Below are 18,305 nucleotides of genomic sequence, written 5' to 3'. Positions count from 1 at the left end.
CAGAACCATAATTCTATTGTAAGGATCGGAGTTGCTGATGGTAACATATCAATGATTGTTTTGCAGCGGATTAAAACCAAAACCAAACAATCATAAACATGAAAAGAAGTTACCTGAATTTCGTTGCAATTGTTGGCCTTGCTGCCAGTATTGCTGTTCTTCCATCTTGTAATAAGAAGGAAGGTTGTACTGACCCTACTGCCAGTAATTACGACTCTGAGGCCAAGACCGATGACGGCTCTTGTACGTATGATTCGGCTGTAAAGAGTGGAAACATTACTGCTGATGAGACTTGGACCGCTGATCAAGTAATTTACTTGGATGGTCGCGTTGTGGTACAAAGTGGTGTTACACTTACCATTGAGCCAGGTGCCCTTATCAAAGGAAAGCAAGGAACTGAGACAAACGCTTCTGCATTGATCATTGCCCGTGGAGGAAAGATCATGGCGCAAGGAACTGCTGCCAACCCGATCATCTTCACATCAGAATTGGACAACATCGAGCTGGGACAGAAAGTAGGTACCAACCTTTCTAAGACGGACAACGAGAAATGGGGTGGTGTTATCGTGCTTGGTAGCGCTCCTATCTCTGCAGAGAACGGTGATACAGAAGGAAACATCGAAGGTATTCCGGCCAACTCTGGTGTGGGAGCTTACGGTGGTAGCAATGCAGCCGACAACTCAGGTGTTATCAGCTACGTTTCTATCCGTCACGGTGGTGTAACTATCGGAGAAGGAAACGAGATCAACGGTCTTACACTTGGTGGTGTCGGTTCTGGAACCACTATCAACAACCTTGAGATCTACGCTACTTTGGATGATGGTATCGAATTCTTCGGTGGTACTGTTACACTTACAGACATCCTTATCTTCTTCCAAGGAGATGACGGTTTGGACGTGGATCAGAACTTCGCTGGTAGCGTAACTGGTTTCGCAGTTGTTCATGGTGATGGTGTTGGAACAGACGAAGGACTTGAGATCGATGGTCCTGAGAACAGCACATACAAAGACGGTCAGTTCACAATTGCCAACGGTATCTGCAAGTACTTGGATGCTACTGGAACAGGTTCTGCTGCCGACTTCAAGGATGGTGCTCAGGGTTTTGTAAATAACGTGACCTTCGATTATTCTGCCCTTGGCGGTATGCCGGTTAAATTCCGTACCAAGTTCGATGGTTCTTGCGGACACAAGGAAGATGCGTACATGCACTTGGTTTCTCCAAGCGGTGCTCAGACATTGTCTTTGACAGGTTGCGACATCCCTGGCGGAACGAAGGTTTACGATGGCGATGCTAACCCAACATCTGCATGTCAGACCGAGTTGGACGCTTCTCAGGCAACAGCTGCTGCTGCGGTTACCATTACAGGAGCAGGTTCTACTTACGACTATGCAAGCAAGTTCACTTGGGGAGCTGCCGGTAACAGAGGAGAGCTTTAATCCTCACCTTATATAATTGTTAAGAAAGCCCTGCGATGAATGTCGCAGGGCTTCTTTGCTTTAATCTTGCGCAAATTTTCTGAACCCGTTCAACCAACAAGAACACCATGAGGAGATCAGGTCTCATCATCGCATTTCTCACCCTTACCAACATCTTATTCGCACAGCAGAAAGGCTACATCCGAGGCAACATCGGAGACGGTCAGTTCGGAGGTCCATTGATCGGTGCCAACGTGACCATTCCTGCGCTTTCCGGAGTTGGGGCCACCACCGATTTTGATGGCAACTATTCCATTACGGTGGAACCGGGCACTTACGAAGTGAAAGTTTCGTACATCTCTTTTGCCGATCAGGTGTTTAAAGACATTGTGGTGAAGGCCGGGGAAGTGACCAAGCTCGATGCGGTATTGCAAATGGCATCGCAGGAAGTGGGAATGGTGGAGGTGGTGGCCACGGTGCGCAAGAACTCCGAGGCGGGTGTGCTGATGGACATCAAGAATGCCACGGTGGTAACGGACGGACTTTCGGCACAGACCTTCCGCAAGGTGGGCGATTCCGATCTTTCGGGTGCCATCAGAAGGGTTACGGGTGTTACGGTACAGAACGGCAAATACGTTTATGTGCGCGGATTGGGCGACCGATACACCAAATCGGTGTTGAACGGCATGCCTTTGCCAGGGCTCGATCCCGATGTGAATGCCGTGCAGATCAACATCTTTCCGACCTCCGTTCTGGAGAATGTGAGCGTTTCCAAAACCTTCTCTCCCGACCTTTGGGGCGATTTTACGGGTGGTCTGGTGAATGTGGTCACCAAGAAATTCCCGGAGGAGAAAACCACACAGATCGGGCTGAGTTTTACGTACGTTCCCGGTCAGCATTTCAATAAGGACTACATCCTATACACACGTAGTAAGACCGATTTTTTTGGCTTTGATGATGGCATGCGCAAACTGCCGATAGACGGTCAGACCAAGATTCCTGATGAGACCCAGATCAATCCGCAGCTGGAGACCATTACCCGCAGTTTCAATCAGGAACTGAGCGCTAAAAAGACCTTGGCGTTCATGAACACTTCGTTCAATTTCAACCACGGCAATCAGATAAACAAGGAGAACGGAACCACCTACGGTTACAACTTCGTTTTCCGATATGCCAGCGAACGCTCATTCTACAAAGGCTATCAGTCCAACGATTATCTGAAGAATCAGACAGATACCGTGATCCAACTGGAGCGCCAGCGTACGCGTGTGGGGGATGTAGGCAATGAGACCGTGCTTTGGAACGCCCTGCTCACCGGAAGTATGAAAAAGGGGAAAAGCAGCTACACCGCCATGTTGCTTTACAATCAGGGCAATCAATCTTCTGCCTCGCAACGTATCAATCAGGATTTTGAGCAGAATCAGGCCACCTTGGTCGAGAACATCCTCACATACTCGCAGCGCAGCATGGCCAACTTCCAACTTTCAGGCTCGCATCGGGTAGGAATAGCCGAATTGGATTGGGGAAATTCATTCTCCTACTCGCGTGTATACGACCCTGATTTCCGCGAAACGCGCATCTCAGTTACCGATGGCGACACGGCCCTTACAACAGGCAACGGTGCTGGCATCAACCGTTTCTGGAGAAACCTGAACGAATTCAACGAGACCTTCCGTTTTGATGCCAAGCTCAAAGTGCACGAAAACATTTCGGTGAAGGTCGGAGCTGCGGAAACCTATCGTACCCGCGATTTCACGGTCTTCTCTTACAAGCATCGCCCCAATAACCTCAATGATGTGAGTTTCGACCCGAACTGGTATCTGCAGAGCAACAACATCTGGTCTGCCGACCCGTCTTCGCCCAATTACCGAAACGGCACTTACACCATCGGAGATCCGCAGCCGGCCAACCAGTACAAAGCTCAACAGAACGTGGCGGCAGTTTACCTCATGGCAGAGCAGCAAGTACTTAAGAAACTCAACCTTATCTACGGGCTGCGTATAGAACATACGCTCATGTATTACACCGGGGTGAACGAAACCAATACGCAACGCTACCTGCATCAGACAACGCTGAACACACCGAGCTTTCTGCCTGCGCTGAACCTGGTGTACAAGGCCAACGACAAGATGAACCTCCGTGCCGGCTACAGCCGCACCATTGCCCGTCCTTCCTTCAAGGAAAAGTCGCAGGCGGAGATCTACGACCCGATCACCAAGCGGACTTTCTCAGGAAACATCGACCTGCACTTGACCAACATTGACAATGCCGACCTGCGTTACGAATTCTTCATCGGAGGTAAGGACATGATCTCGTTGGGCGGATTCTACAAACGGTTCGATGGTCATATTGAACTTGTTTCGTTTGAGACCGCACCGGACAACTACAAACCCCGTAACTCAGGTATTGCGCACGTTTTCGGGGGCGAGTTCGAGATACGGAAAGGCCTGCGTCAGCACACTTCTTCCGCATTCCTGCAAGGGTTCTTCCTTGCCGCCAACGTGACCATCGTAAAGTCGATGGTAGATATGACCAGCGTGTTTGTGGACAACAACGGTAAGACCGAGCTGCAGCTGCGCCAAGAGCATGCACGTGCAGGAGAGACCATCTCGCGGTATCGCCCCATGACGGGCCAGTCGCCCTATGCGGTCAATGCCAGCATCTCGTACGAGTTGCCGGACAACCGTGGTAACATCTCCTTGGCATACAACGTTCAGGGCGATCAGCTCACCATCATCGGTTCGGGCCGTGTGCCAGATGTTTACACCATCGCCTTCCACAGCCTCAACTTCAATGCGTATGTGAATGTGGGCGAGAAGCGCAATTCGCGCATCACGCTGCGCGTGCAGAACATGATCAATGACGACCGTACGCTGGTGTATCGCTCCTACAAGGCTGCCGACCAGAAATTCACCAGCTACCTGCCGGGGCCGAGCATCCGATTGGCGTATCAGTATACGTTCTAATGCCTAAGCAGGTCGGCTGATTCGGGTGATCTTTGACGAAGGAGAAAATCGTATCGAGAAGTCCTTCGACAAGCGCAGGGCAGACACTTGCAAGGAGGTTAGCAACGCTCCATCCATCGGTTGCAATTGGCACTGATCCCTCCCTTGGAAAGGGGAGGTGGCCGCAGTCCGGAGGGTGACCATCATCTGCTCCCCAACAGGTCTACTGCTTTACGGAGGTAATCCCGTTCCTCCTTCAGTTTGGCGTACTCCAGTTTCAGTCGTTCCAGTTCGGTCTGCTGCTGTTGCAGTTTGCCCTCGGTGGCCGCGTCCAGTTGCTGGGCAAGGTCGGTAAAGAAGTTATGGCCAAGGGCCACGCTCAGTTCCCATACGAGGTAGGTCTGCATGGAAGAACGTTTCAAAATACGGGTAAGCCCTGTAGCATTGCGGCCCAGCCTGCGCGACAGTACCGCAAACGTGATGCGTTGCTTTCTGCGCTCTGCCTCCACCATGCTGCCTGTGTGCAGCCCGATTATCTGATTTCCTTTTTGACTGGACTTTTGCATCTATTGTCTGAAAATTACGCTCTTAGGTCTGAAAAATGCGATGAGAGATTGAAAGATTGAGACCGAAAGGCCGAAGTTTCAGACCGTAGGTCTCAAGTTCGAGACCTTACATCTGAATCTTCAGACCAAGGGTCTGAAGTTTCCGACCTGAGAGCAGAAACTTCAGACCTTTCATGCCTATTTACGGTTGTGGTGCGCTGTCATCGGTAGAACTGCTGCCCCCACCTGTAAAGAACTGCCCCAGTTCGGCCACCTTGGTGTCGTAGCCAAGCCCCGGAGATGTGGTGTCCTTGTACTGGGCGTAATGGTAGTCGATAAGTCCGTTCTGATAGTTGTCGTAATCATGCAGTCTGCGGGTCTCTGTAAGTGCCTTGCTCAGCGCATCCAACCGCATGGCCAGCAGCTCATAGAACTGACGACTTGCACGGTCTGCCTCAAATTCCACCCAGTCCACATCGGGGCTGTCCAATGCCGGTTGGCTGGTGTGATAGTCCATTACCTTGTTCACGAAGAGTTTGGTCTTCTCGTCAATGTGGCCTACGGTGCCGTTCTCCTCCTCGCTCAGGTTGCGAAGAAAGGGTTGCAGCAGGGCCTCCACCTGGTCCATCAGGGTTCCGGCCTGCTGCTTGTCCAGGTCCGGAACATGGTTGTTGATCATGTCTTGAAATGGCATAATAAATAGGTTTTAAAAGTGAATAATGAATAGAGTTACAATGCGAAATAGATCCAGTTATATGTAGTAACGACAATTGTCAATAACTTTTTTGTTACGCACGTTGGTTCTGAACACGGTTTATATGAGATATGAACAGTTAAGGAGTTGCCTGTTAAATAAGTTGTTAATAACGGTTGATGATGTTGATTTCGGCACCATTGAGGCGCTCCGGCAGGTATTATGGGCAAGATGGCGCGTAATGGTACATTCAACGGCCCGAAACCGTACCTTCGGAGAGATGCACCACCCACTCAAATACGCGCTACTGCTTGTGCTGCTGTTCTGTGTAGGTAGCGCGGTCGGGCAGGCCAATCTTGTACCCAATCCTTCTTTTGAGGAGTATGATTTTTGTACAAGCCCCGGAGTCCACGGTAGTGCTGATGCTTGGTTTGTCCCGTACCAAGGACTTACTCCTGATTATTTCAATTCCTGTTCAAGCGTTTCTTCATTATCGGTCCCATCTAACGTTGGAGGACATCAATATGCACGGACAGGAGAAGCATATAATGGGTTCCTCGTGTTTCGAGTAAATAGTCCAGAAATAAAGGAGTTTATTTCCGTTGAACTGAATGAAATTTTGGTTGCGAATAAACAATATGTGTTCACCGCCTATTTCAGTTTGGCCGATACAATGCTGTATAGTGTAGATAACTTGGGTTATCTGATCTCAGACAGTCTTCCAAGTAACATACCTCTATATGAGGTGACACCCAGCTACGTGAACGAGCAGACCGGCTTGTTCAACGACAAGGTCAATTGGGTGAGAATGACCGATACGATCACTGCAGCCGGAGGTGAGAAGTATCTGAGTATCGGTTGTTTTTTCCCTGATTCTCTTACCGACACCACCTACGTTGGTCAAGGAACTCCGGGCTGGACCGATGCTTATTACTACATAGATGACGTCTCCCTGATTCCATTGGACTCTCTTCTTGCCGTGGAAAACCAAGAGGCCATTGAAGTAGACCTGTATCCTAACCCAGCCTCCGATCACATCACTCTGAAAAGCAAGAAGGCTCTGAAAACCGCCCAGTTGAGCGATATCAGTGGTAGAAGGCTTTGGCCGATGGAAAGGCGTTCGGGCATCTATTGGGAGACCGACCTTGGTAGTTTGCCCAATGGCATCTACCTCATACAGGCCATTACCCCAGATGGCCGAAGGGCGGTAAGGAAGGTGGTGAAGGCTCCGTAGGTTCTCGCAAAGGCGCTAAGACGCAAAGGTTTTTTACACAGAGGAGAATGGAGCAGGAGAGATGCACAGAGGGTTCGCTACGCTCACAGTAGGTTCTCGCCAAGGCGCCAAGGCGCAAAGGTTCTTACACAGAGGAGAATGGAGCAGGAGAGATGCACAGAGGGTTCGCTACGCTCACGGTTGGTTCTCGCCAAGGCGCCATGGCGCATAGAGACGAGCGGGTCAGTTCAAGCATTCGGTCTCGAGCAATGGTCGGATGTCGCAGCTTCCCCTCTTGAGAACTAAGCGAAGCGGTCTCTTTGCCTTTGGCAAAACTGGTTAGGGGTGTGTTTTTATTTCTCGCTAAGACGCAAAGGTTTTTTCACACAGAGGAGAATGGAGCAGGAGAGATGCACAGAGGGTTCGCTACGCTCACGGTTGGTTCTCGCCAAGGCGCTAAGGCGCAAAGGTTTTTACACAGAGGAGAATCGTGTCGAGAAGTCTTTCCACCTTCAGTTGCCAAGCGGTGAGAACGTTTAGCTCCATTTTCCAAATACTTTCGGCTGCGCCTCAAATACTCGAACGGAAAGCGGTTTATCGCAAAAAGCTGTCGGTCAATTCTTCACAAACCGAATGACATCGCTTCCCTTGTCCGTACGGATGTGCAGCAGGTAAACACCTGCATTCAGATCAGAGGCATAGCTGTCCAGCGCAATGCGCGTAACACCCGCAGGTAGTTTGCGGTCAATAACGGCCAGTTGCTGTCCCACCATGTTCACAATACTCAGCGTGGTATGTGTGGCTTCGCTCAGCACGATCTCCAACTGAGAGGTTCCATTGATCGGGTTCGGGTAGATGCGCGCATTTTGCACAGCGGTGTTCTCTGCAATTCCCATCGGTGCGTTGGGAGTAATGTTAATGTCATCCAAGTAGAGGTAGCTCTGCTGGTCGCTGGTGGCCTCAAATTTTACCAGCACGTGCCCTTCTCCTCCCATGCCGCTCAAATTGAGCTCTTCCAATCGCCAGTCGCTTGCATCTGGCACAAATGTGCTGCCCACATTGGCTCCGGCCGTGTTCAGGTTATCCCCATACTTGTTGTAGCGCAGCGACCACGTTTCGCCACAGTTTCTGGAAACATACACGCGCAATCTCTCTGTGTGGTCGGTGCTGTTCCGGTTAGAATGTGCCAATCGGAAGGTCATTGTAGCGTCTGCGTTCTCCACGTTGCTCAGGTCCAACGGAGGACTGATGAGGCTATGGGTCTTTCCGGAAGTGATGCTGCGCAGATTGATCCGTGCGGAAGCACCTCCCGAATAGGAGGCCGCTGTACTGCGTTGCCAAGTAAGTCCTCCTGGAGATTCAATGGTCCAAACCATGTTGGGATCGGCATTGTTCGGGAAACCGGCATCTTCCATTCCTTCCAGATAAGGCCCTACAATACCTCCGCCATACTGCGAGACCACCACGGCATTCTGAATGGTATGTGTTTCGGCTCCCGCAGCAGTTGTAATTGTAAGCGAGACGTTGTAGGTACCGGCCGTATTGTAAGTTACACTCGGCTCCTGATCGGTACTTGATGATGGTGAGCCACCTGGGAAATTCCAATTCCATTGCCACGTTGCGTCTTGATCCGCTCCCCACGAATTATCTGAGAAATTGACCGTGAATCCTTCGCAACCGTGATCACTGCTAAGGGCAAAATCGACCGTGGGCGTGCAGCTGCTGCTGTAGCCATCGTTGGTTCCGGTAGCGATCAGATTCGAAGCGGCCCAGTACTGATTGCGCCCGCCTGTGGATGAATTGGCCGCAGCTTGCATGGTTGATGCCTGCTCTAACGTGAACATGCGCTCACAACCAGAGTAATCCATGAAGTTCTGAACGTTGTCCAAACTTCCGCAGCTTATCTGAGAAGTGTTGCAACCTGAAGAGCCGATGGTGTTGGGCGTGTCCGAAATACCATCATCGAACGAACAGTTGCTTGTATTTCCAGGCTCATTGGTAGGTCCCCAAGTATGGTTCAGATTGGTCCAATGCCCGAATTCGTGGGTCAAACTCTGCTGAAACTGTGCTGCTCGGATGATGATTCCGTTATTGTGCGCACCGGTGGTTCCGGGTAGGAAAGTGTAACCCCCGGCTTGGTTGGAAAGGGAAAATACCAGCCATACCTGTAGATATTTTCTACTGCCATCATTCCAGTTGATCAGGTCCTTCACGTTCTCACCGGCATCGTAGGTCAACTGCGATTCGGTGCGGGTAATGCCGTCCGTACAATCACCGTTAGGGTCTATTTTGGCCAAACGAAGCTCAAACTGCGCATTACCGATAATGGGTTGAAAGGAAGACACAATTGAACTGAGGTTCGAGTTCTGAGCGGTCAGTTCCAAATTCACCTCTTCAATGGCGTTGATTATCGTTTCTTTCGTCAGGTTCTCAGACCCGTTGTTGTGAATGATATGGACAACGGTGGGAATGACCTTCAGACCAGAACGTTCACCATCAAATTCGGCAACCTCGCGCAAAAATTGTTCTCTATTGGCACGTGCTTCTTCCGAATTGGCCAGCACCGCATCGGTCATACTGTGCGTGGTGCATGTATGAAGTTGGGCAAATGTTGAAAGGAAAGAAAGGGTGAAAAAAGACAGTACGAAAGCAAGCTTTCGGTAAAAGGAAAATTTCATTTGTTTGATTTTGAGCACCTTAGTAAACGCCTCAGAGGTGTTTTGGTTGCGCGAATATAGTATCTGACCATACCCGCTTTAACTTTTTGCTGACATTTTAGTCGATTCGAACGCTTTCGCAACAAATTCAAAAACCATCCTTTTGACGAATGTCAGTTTTATGGGTGACGGCCCTCAAAGCCATAGCTTCAAGCCTGTACTTTCTTTGAGGTCACATTGCCAAAGACCTATGCAAAAGATCCTTATTCCAACAGATTTTTCTGATAATGCCCAAAAGGCAACAGATTTCGCCATCACCCTTTTTGGAACAGATGCCACGTACACGCTCGTGCATTCGTATGATGTGCCGCATTCGGGTGCCACCATGCTTATTTCCATTGCTGATATTTTGGAAAAGGATTCGCTTCAATTGCTGAACGAGACCAAAGCCAAATTGCTGGAAAAATATCCTGACATGGAAGGACATATCGATGTGAGACCCATCATGGGACCGACAACCGTAGGCGTCAGGAAACTCGTTTCGGTGGATGGGTACGACATGGTCATTATGGGTACGAAAGGTGCAACCGGGCTCAAGCAGGTTTTTGTGGGAAGCGTGGCCGCAAACACCATGGTCGAGTTGGATTGTCCCGTCATAGCCGTTCCGCAGGATGCGCCACTGAGAGTTCCGAAAAAGATCGTCTTTGCGGTGGATGATCAAGGTCTGAACGAAGGAAAGGTGCCGCAGAAGTTGGCCGATCTTGCCAATTTGCTCAATGCAGAGGTTTTATTGCTGAATGTCATTCCAGTTGGTGAATTGGCGCACGTTGGTTCAAACGACCAGAGCAACGCAGTGGGGATACCCGTATTCGGAAACGTAAGGCACAGTGTGCATTTCATTGAAAATGATGACGTCAAAAAAGGAATCGTTACATTCATCCAAGAGAGTGGGGCAGATATGTTGGCGATGGTCACACGCAAGAACGACTTCGTCTCCAACCTGTTCGGAACCAGTAATACCAAGCAAATGATGATGAGTACGCGCATTCCTCTGGTCGCGTTCCATTGATAAACAGAAAACACCATCCATGAAAAAGATACTTGTACCGACCGATAAGAGTGAAAATGCCAATCATGCGTTGAGCTATGGCCTCAACCTTTTTGAAGGCGAGCAAGTGGAGTTCATTCTGTTCCAGTCCTTCGATATTCCGACCTACACGGCCGATATGCCCATGCCGATGGATGTGGTCGGTTCCGAGGAATTGAAACGCGTTTTGGATCAGGACGTGGAGAGGCTGCAGAAGAAGTATGATGGAACAGGCTTCCGTTTTTCTGCTCAGGTGGAAGCGGGGTCGCTTTCACTGAATGTGGATGAACTGGTAGAAAGGTTGGGGATCGATCTGGTACTGATGGGAACAAAAGGTGCCTCTGGGGTGGCAGCGGCCATTATTGGTACAAACACGGCCGATGTTATTCAGGCGGCCACCTGCGCGGTTTTGGCTGTGCCAGAAAATGCAAACATCATCAAGCCACAAAGCATCCTTTTCGCTACGGACAATAAAGGTTTGAGTGATCCAGGCATCCTTGACCCGATGATGGAGGTCGCGGAGCGGTTCAAAGCACATGTTCACCTGATGAATGTGTTGGATGAAGGCAAAATGACCAGTGTTGAGGAGGCCGTTGCAGGCCTGAAACTCGACCATCTTCTGGAGCGGATCGATCACACCTTCCATTTTGAGAATGGCAACGATAAGGCGCATGCCATCGAAGAATATCTCAACACGCACGACATCGATATGCTGGCGGTCATTCCACGCAGGAACAACTTCTTCGATGCCATCTTTCACCGAAGCGTAACGCGCAAATTGGCGCTGCATACGAAAGTGCCGCTGTTGGTCATGCACGACCTCGGTTAAACCGCGTTCACGCGCTACTTCATCAATTGCTAATTTAGCCGTCCTTCAAAAGGGGACGGGATGAAGAAGATATTGGTAGCCAACCGAGGCGAGATCGCGCTTCGTATCATGCGCTCAGCGCGCGAAATGGGAATCAGAACTGTGGCCATCTATTCGGAGGCCGATCGCAATGCATTGCATGTCCGCTATGCGGATGAGGCGGTCTGCGTTGGGCCACCACCATCCAATCAAAGCTATCTTCAGATCGATAAGATCATACAGATATGTAAGGAACTGAACGTAGATGGTGTGCATCCAGGCTACGGATTCCTTTCAGAGAATGCGGCATTTGCCAATGCGCTGGAGAAGGCAGGCGTAACCCTTATCGGTCCGCCTGCAAGTTCCATGGAGATCATGGGCGATAAGCTTTCGGCCAAGGCCGCGGTAAAGAGTTACAACATTCCACTTGTTCCAGGAACGGATGGCGCGGTGGAAGATCTACAAGAGGCCATTACCACAGCCAAAGAGGTCGGTTTTCCGATCATGATCAAAGCCTCGGCAGGAGGTGGTGGCAAGGGAATGCGCATCGTTTACCGCGAAGAGGACATTGAGGAAGAGATGAATCTGGCCATCAGCGAAGCGACCTCATCTTTCGGTAATGGAGCGGTTTTCATTGAGCGGTTTGTGGGCTCACCACGCCATATTGAGATTCAGGTCATAGCTGATTCGCATGGAAATGTGGTTCATCTTTTCGAACGCGAATGCTCGGTACAGAGACGGCACCAGAAGGTGATAGAGGAAGCTCCTTCTGCTGTGGTTTCGGAAGAGATGCGCCACAGAATGGGCGAATGCGCCAAGGATGTGGCGCGCGCCTGTGGTTACGTGGGCGCGGGAACGGTGGAATTCCTCGTGGATGAGAATCTCGATTTCTACTTTTTGGAGATGAATACGCGCCTTCAGGTGGAGCATCCCGTAACGGAAATGATCACAGGAATTGACATCGTAAAAGAGCAGATCCGTATTGCGAGAGGAGAGAAGCTGTCATTCAAACAGGAAGATCTCAAAATTCTGGGCCACGCCATCGAATCGCGTGTCTATGCCGAGGACCCGCAGAACAATTTCCTGCCTGATATTGGAAAACTGGAACGCTACGTCCGTCCGCAGGGACCCGGTATCCGTGTGGATGATGGTTTTGAGCAAGGCATGGACATTCCGATCTATTACGACCCGATGATCGCCAAATTGACGGTTCATGCCGAAGACAGAGATGAGGCACGTGCCAAAATGATACGCGCCATCGATGAGTACCAGATTTCAGGTGTGACCACCACATTGGGTTTCTGCCGATTTGTGATGCAACATGAAGCGTTTGCAACTGGTCAGTTCGATACAGGTTTTGTCAAGGATCATTACAAGCCTGAGTTCTTGGATGTTCAGAATGAGGATGAAGCTGAGGTTGCGGCATTGATGGTCGCATTTCAGGACGATTCATCTTCGGTTGCATCGGTTCCATTCGCCAACGGAAATGGCCATGTGTCAGCTTGGAAGCTGAACCGATCGAGGTAATATCGGCTGGTGAACAACGTTGGCGCGAAAGTTGCCCTATCTTTCGTGTATGCAAGTCAAGCAGTTCATAATCATGGTAATGCTGGGGTTGAGTTTCGTCTCGGCCTCTGGGCAGGAACTGCTTGCGCAGGAGAATCCCTCCATCATACAGAAGAAACGTGATAAAATGTTGGGTCAGAAGAGAGACAGCACGGCTTCTGCGCTGATCAACGGCAAACTTTACGAAGCGATTATTATTGATGGAGACACGGTTCCCGTGATCTCCCTGCCGACCGCTCGAGTCACTTCCAGAAGGGTTTTCAAGTCGAAGCGCGAAAGCAAGAAGTATTACCGACTTGCCTATCATGTGAAAAAGGTGCTGCCGTATGCCAAACTTGCTGGCAAGCGTATGCGCGAAGTGGAAGAGGAAGTGAAGGACATGACGCCGAAAGAGCGCAGCAAGCGGATGAAGCTTTTGGAAAAGGAGATCAAACGCGATTACGAAGGCGAACTCACCAAACTTTCATTCACGCAGGGACGCATCCTCATCAAATTATTGGACCGCGAAACGGGTGAGGTTTCCTACGATATAGTCAAAGAATTCCGTGGTGGTTTTACCGCTTGGTTCTTTCAAGGCATCGCCAAAATGTTCGATTACGACCTGAAATCGGAGTATGACCCAGAAGGCGATGACAAGCTGATCGAAGAGATCGTTCAGAAAGTGGAGCGGGGAGAACTTTAAGCCTTGCCTTCTATCTGGAGTTCAATTGACTTCATCTCATCCCGCAACCTCGCAGCCTCCAAGAAGTCCAATTCTTTGGCGGCAATTTCCATGAGCGAGCGCGTGCGCTGAAGTCTTTTCTTCAGTTCATCCTTGCTCAGGTATTCGATGCCTTCTTCAGCCGCCTGATTCACCGATTCCTGAATGTCGTACTTGGCTTTTCGCTTCATGGTACCCGCCACGGAGGTCTGTTCCATGATCGCTTCGCGCGATTTGACCAGCGGAGTAGGCGTCAGACCATTTTCGGTGTTGAACTTGATCTGCTTTTCGCGCCTGCGCTCCGTTTCATCAATGGTACGCTGCATGCTGTCGGTGATCTTGTCCGCGTACATGATCACGCGGCCGTTCACGTTACGGGCAGCACGCCCAGCCGTCTGCGTCAAGCTTCTTTCCGAGCGGAGAAAACCTTCCTTGTCTGCATCCAGAATGGCCACCAGACTTACTTCAGGAAGGTCCAACCCTTCGCGCAACAGGTTGATGCCAATAAGCACATCGAAGTTCCCAAGGCGGAGGTCACGCAAAATTTCCACACGTTCCACGGTATCTACTTCAGAGTGGATGTAACGACAGTTGACGTTCAAGCGCGCCATGTATTTGGCCAATTCCTCGGCCATCCGCTTGGTAAGCGTGGTCACAAGCACACGTTCCCCTTTCTTGATGGTCTTGTCCACTTCATCCAACAGGTCATCTACCTGGTTCACGCTCGGGCGCACTTCAATGATCGGGTCCAAAAGCCCTGTCGGGCGAATGACCTGCTCCGCAAAAACGCCACCGCTTTTCTCCAGTTCGTAATCGGCTGGTGTGGCCGAAACATAAATGATCTGATTGGTCAGGTCTTCAAACTCATCAAACTTCAGCGGGCGGTTGTCCATGGCCGAAGGAAGTCGGAAGCCGTAATCCACCAGATTGATCTTTCTGCTTCTGTCGCCACCATACATGGCACCGATCTGCGAGACCGTTACATGGCTCTCATCAATGAACATCAGAAAGTCATCTGGGAAATAATCCAATAGGCAGAAGGGACGCGTACCTGCCGCGCGGCCATCGAAGTAACGCGAGTAATTCTCAATGCCCGAGCAATAGCCCAGTTCGCGCATCATCTCAATGTCGTATTCCACGCGCTCTTGCAGCCGTTTGGCTTCCAATGGTTTGCCGATCTCCTTAAAGTAATCCACCTGCTTCACCATGTCTTCCTGTATCTGCCAGATCTTCTGAAGCAATGTTTCTTTGGAGGTAACGAAGTTGTTGGCAGGATAGATCACGGCACGTTGCAGCGTTTCCAAGGTGGAACCACTACGCGGGTCGATCTTCTCAATTTCCTCTACCTCATCTCCGAAAAAGAAGATCCGATACGCGTAATCGGCATAGGCCACGTACACATCTACCGTATCTCCTTTTACACGGAACTGACCGCGCTCCAAGGTCTCGTTAGAACGGGCATAAAGGCTGGAGACGATGCTGTGAAGAAAAGCCTCTCTGCTGATCAGCTGTCCTACTTTGATCTCGACCGTATTGTTCGAGAAATCGGTCGGGTTTCCGATACCGTAGATGCACGAAACGGACGATACCACAACCACATCTCTTCGTCCAGAAAGTAGGGTGGAGGCGGCACTCAATCGGTGCTTCTCGATCTCATCATTGATCTGTAGATCCTTCTCAATGTACGTATCGGTAACAGGCAGATACGCCTCTGGCTGATAATAATCGTAGTACGAAACGTAGTATTCTACCGCATTGTGCGGGAAGAACTGTTTGAACTCACCGAAGAGCTGCGCGGCAAGCGTTTTATTGTGGCTTAGAATGAGGGTTGGCCTGTTGGTCTGCGCGATCACATTGGCCATGGTAAAGGTCTTTCCCGAACCCGTTACGCCCAACAGCACCTGGTCGGTCTCTCCGCTTTCCACACCTTCCACCAATTGGCGGATGGCCGTGGGCTGGTCGCCCATCGGTTTAAAATCCGCTATCAGTTCAAAGTGCTCGTTCATGTTCGGCCCTACCGAAGATCAATGTTCATGCGCCTCCTCCATACTGGAAACGCCCTCGTCATTCAGTTCATCATCAACATCGTCTTCATCAGTATCTGTCTTCCCGTCAGATGCAGTGGCTGTTGCAGAGGCTTCCACCTTGTAGTTCTTGAAATAGTCGAGCAGAATGGAACGTTCGGCATCCGTCAGTTTGGCATCCCAATGCACGATCCAGTATGTCCAAAGGGGCATTTCCTTTTTCTCCAGAACCTCTATTGTCTCTTTGATGGCATGCCGCCTGTCTGCCATGGAAAGGGAATTCCATTCCGAGAAATTCAGATGCTCGCGCCCTTCTTCAATATGATGGTCCAGCCAGAAATTGATGGGAGTGACCTCCGCGTACCAAGGATATCTCGTTTGGTCTGAGTGGCAGTCCATGCATGCAACATCAAGGAGGTTTCTTACCTCGGCAACGTCCGTGGTAAAACGTTCTCCCTCAGTAGTTGTGGCCTGTGGGTGTTGGTGCGGAATGAACTGAATGGCCCCAAGAATGAGTACGATGGGAACGAGAATTTTTCTGGTCTTTGACATGAATGATCGTTTTGAGAGTTCAAAAATACCTGATGGACTTTCCCGACCCTAATCGGTTCAGGCAAAATGCATCCAAAGTTCAGAGAATTTGGAGGGCAATTCGCGTTCGGTCCATTTTTCACCTTTAAAGGTTATTTCCTTCTCTTCCGGAAGCGGAATGAGCTCATCCGTTTGGCGCAGATAAATGTCTGAAGTAAGATCAAAAATGGAACGGCCATCAATTTCCGCAACCTCTTTTCCGATGATGAGGTTGGGGTTGAGACATGCCTGGTTGAAAAACACTCGGCCACGCAGTAGGAACACGGTCATCAATACGTAAATGGCGTGGAGGTCGGCCGCCTTGAATATGATGTAGGTTGCCGCCTGCAGTTCGTACGATATCCGTTCATCAAACAACCTTGTAAGCAAATTGTCCAGATGGATCAGTTCCTCGCTGCTCAATTTAAAGAATCGGTCGTTCAGCAGACCCAGATGGTTCTTGTAGTTCTCTCCACTTCGTTTCCTTGCATCGTCAACAATCTCCCAAAAGGCTTCTTCATCATACTCCGAAAGGTCTTCCCGTACTTTTCTGTTCGCGATCTTCTCGGCCAGTTCCTTCCGTCCGGTTTCAACGGCATCGGTCACCAGTTCCTCTTGCTCCTTTTTCGTGTAGTGATTTCTTATAAGATGAACTACCACAGCAACTACAAGACCCAACAGTAAACCTTCCATGCTTTTTTATTGGCCACTAATATAATGCAGGTAACCCATGAATTCCATAAGCATTGCAACCCCCAAATGCACGATCAAACCCCCAAAAATGCTGCGGCTATGGATGGCCAGCACCCCCAAGGCGTATCCACCGAAAAAGGCTCCCACCGCTTCTCCTGCTGGTTTGCCAAAATGGAACACACAGTAAAAAGAGGCCATGGCCAGTACCGCACGTGAACCCATAATGCGTACCATGGTAATGGCCAAGGCTCCGCGGAAAATGGATTCGACAGCCACAAAACCAGTAGAGTAGCAGGCTTCGAACATGGCGGCCCGCTGCCAGATGGCCAGTCCGAATACATGCTCATACAACCACGGTTTGTATTGCGGGTATGCCTGTTTGAAAGACGCGTGGAACGATGCCCCGATGATCAATGGTGCCACCAACGCCAGCACCAGGAAATAGGGTTTCAAAGTGCGCCAGTCGGCACGGAAACCGTAATCTATCTTGACCCATTGCCTGAACAGGAGCTTTACAATACCAAGTCCCACAAGGGTCACTATCATCTGGTGCACAAAGAAGTGACACTTGGATGTGAATACCATTTCATGGAGGTTCCAACCCTGTTCGCGTACGTGGATCAACGGCCAAATGTGCAGTTTCGGGATGGTGGCAATGGTTACGAATGCCAGCCCCAGCACCCAGAAGCGCCAATCTTTCAGATACCGTGTGCCGCTATTGACCGAGGCGAGCAGGGCCGTGGCAAAATAGGTTCCACCGAACAGGATGCTGTAATACCCCGACCGTGGCCAGAACCCGCCTGCCAAGTTGAACGGACTGACATCAATAGTTGGCAGATAATTGATGTACATGGCCACGGCCAGAAAAAGTATGGTGATGCCATAAATGGGCCAACTGAAATCCTTTCGGATGAATTCGCTGAGGGCGTGGTAGAGGTCTTTCATCGCAGGGCGAATATCGCATATACAAGTGTCATGGCGATTGGAGATGGAACCATCATTCATTCAATGATTCCAATGTTCCTTTCTACAGGTCTTCAGCGGTCTTGTCCGGGAACTGAGCAGTCTTGTACGGGAACCGAGTCGTCTTGTCCGGGAACCGAGCCGTATTGTCCGAGAACTAAGCCATCTTGTACGGGAACCCATCGATCTTGTCCAAGAATCAAGCGATCTTGTCCGGGAATCAAGCAGTCTTGTCCGGGATTAAGCGGGTCTGTTCAGCGAACTGTGTCAACCCTGAAGGTTGGCCGCGGCCAACCTTCAGGGTTGTGTCAATCGGTTTTCAAATATGATCATTAGCTGTGAGTATGTCTGTTTCCAATCCAAGACGGGTGTGTTCCACTTCTTAG

General features: G+C 50.2%; 14 protein-coding genes. 7 read left to right on the top strand and 7 right to left on the bottom strand.

Features of this window, described 5'->3' with window-relative positions; translation table 11 throughout:
• Positions 1-98: 98 nt before the first annotated feature.
• Together GC178_14460 and GC178_14455 are read left to right on the top strand one after the other, a co-directional pair.
• The gene (locus GC178_14460; GenBank protein ID MBI1288767.1) at positions 99-1,436 is read left to right on the top strand and encodes a hypothetical protein; all 1,338 of its coding nucleotides are present in this window, start codon (positions 99-101) and stop codon (positions 1,434-1,436) included.
• Positions 1,437-1,543: 107 nt separating this feature from the next.
• Positions 1,544-4,381, top strand: a complete 2,838-nt coding sequence (locus GC178_14455) for a TonB-dependent receptor plug domain-containing protein (protein MBI1288766.1) — start codon at positions 1,544-1,546, stop codon at positions 4,379-4,381.
• 182 nt (positions 4,382-4,563) lie between these two features.
• Here GC178_14455 and GC178_14450 read toward each other — a convergent pair whose 3' ends face one another.
• Positions 4,564-4,926 carry a hypothetical protein gene (locus GC178_14450; GenBank protein ID MBI1288765.1) on the bottom strand — a complete coding sequence of 121 codons (363 nt, stop codon included), beginning with the start codon at positions 4,924-4,926 and terminating at the stop codon, positions 4,564-4,566.
• Between the two features lie 181 nt (positions 4,927-5,107).
• Entirely contained in the window at positions 5,108-5,599 is a 492-nt protein-coding gene (locus GC178_14445; GenBank protein ID MBI1288764.1) for a hypothetical protein, read from the bottom strand.
• A gap of 124 nt (positions 5,600-5,723) precedes the next feature.
• Here GC178_14445 and GC178_14440 point away from each other — a divergent pair, with 124 nt between their 5' ends.
• Positions 5,724-6,833 (top strand): T9SS type A sorting domain-containing protein, encoded by a 1,110-nt coding sequence (locus tag GC178_14440; protein ID MBI1288763.1) that lies wholly within the window; start codon positions 5,724-5,726, stop codon positions 6,831-6,833.
• A 593-nt stretch (positions 6,834-7,426) separates the two neighbouring features.
• On the opposite strand, the gene GC178_14435 is transcribed toward GC178_14440, so the two are convergent.
• Positions 7,427-9,490, bottom strand: a complete 2,064-nt coding sequence (locus GC178_14435) for a T9SS type A sorting domain-containing protein (protein MBI1288762.1) — start codon at positions 9,488-9,490, stop codon at positions 7,427-7,429.
• 142 nt (positions 9,491-9,632) lie between these two features.
• Here GC178_14435 and GC178_14430 point away from each other — a divergent pair, with 142 nt between their 5' ends.
• Genes GC178_14430 through GC178_14415 form a run of 4 tightly spaced genes read left to right on the top strand, consistent with a single transcriptional unit; the run spans position 9,633 to position 13,651 of the window.
• A complete protein-coding gene (locus GC178_14430) occupies positions 9,633-10,538 on the top strand; it encodes a hypothetical protein (protein MBI1288761.1) in 906 nt (301 codons plus the stop codon).
• A 19-nt stretch (positions 10,539-10,557) separates the two neighbouring features.
• On the top strand, positions 10,558-11,385 hold the full coding sequence (locus GC178_14425) for a hypothetical protein (protein MBI1288760.1): 828 nt from the start codon (positions 10,558-10,560) through the stop codon (positions 11,383-11,385).
• A gap of 60 nt (positions 11,386-11,445) precedes the next feature.
• A complete protein-coding gene (accC, locus tag GC178_14420) occupies positions 11,446-12,930 on the top strand; it encodes an acetyl-CoA carboxylase biotin carboxylase subunit (GenBank protein MBI1288759.1) in 1,485 nt (494 codons plus the stop codon).
• Positions 12,931-12,979: 49 nt separating this feature from the next.
• On the top strand, positions 12,980-13,651 hold the full coding sequence (locus GC178_14415; GenBank protein MBI1288758.1) for a DUF4294 domain-containing protein: 672 nt from the start codon (positions 12,980-12,982) through the stop codon (positions 13,649-13,651).
• Here GC178_14415 and uvrB read toward each other — a convergent pair.
• Genes uvrB through GC178_14395 form a run of 4 tightly spaced genes read right to left on the bottom strand, consistent with a single transcriptional unit; the run spans position 13,648 to position 17,901 of the window.
• Positions 13,648-15,675, bottom strand: a complete 2,028-nt coding sequence (gene uvrB, locus GC178_14410) for an excinuclease ABC subunit UvrB (protein MBI1288757.1) — start codon at positions 15,673-15,675, stop codon at positions 13,648-13,650. The two genes, GC178_14415 and uvrB, sit on opposite strands and share 4 nt — an antisense overlap.
• Before the next feature lie 18 nt (positions 15,676-15,693).
• Positions 15,694-16,245, bottom strand: coding sequence for a cytochrome C (locus GC178_14405; protein ID MBI1288756.1), 552 nt, complete (start codon positions 16,243-16,245; stop codon positions 15,694-15,696).
• Between the two features lie 57 nt (positions 16,246-16,302).
• On the bottom strand, positions 16,303-16,956 hold the full coding sequence (locus GC178_14400) for a DUF4240 domain-containing protein (GenBank protein MBI1288755.1): 654 nt from the start codon (positions 16,954-16,956) through the stop codon (positions 16,303-16,305).
• A gap of 6 nt (positions 16,957-16,962) precedes the next feature.
• Positions 16,963-17,901, bottom strand: a complete 939-nt coding sequence (locus GC178_14395; GenBank protein ID MBI1288754.1) for a hypothetical protein — start codon at positions 17,899-17,901, stop codon at positions 16,963-16,965.
• Positions 17,902-18,305: the final 404 nt, after the last annotated feature.

This window comes from Flavobacteriales bacterium (assembly GCA_016124845.1).
Classification (GTDB): domain Bacteria; phylum Bacteroidota; class Bacteroidia; order UBA10329; family UBA10329; genus UBA10329.
Note: the sequence above shows the minus strand (reverse complement) of the source record. Positions and strands in the feature narration are given on the sequence as shown.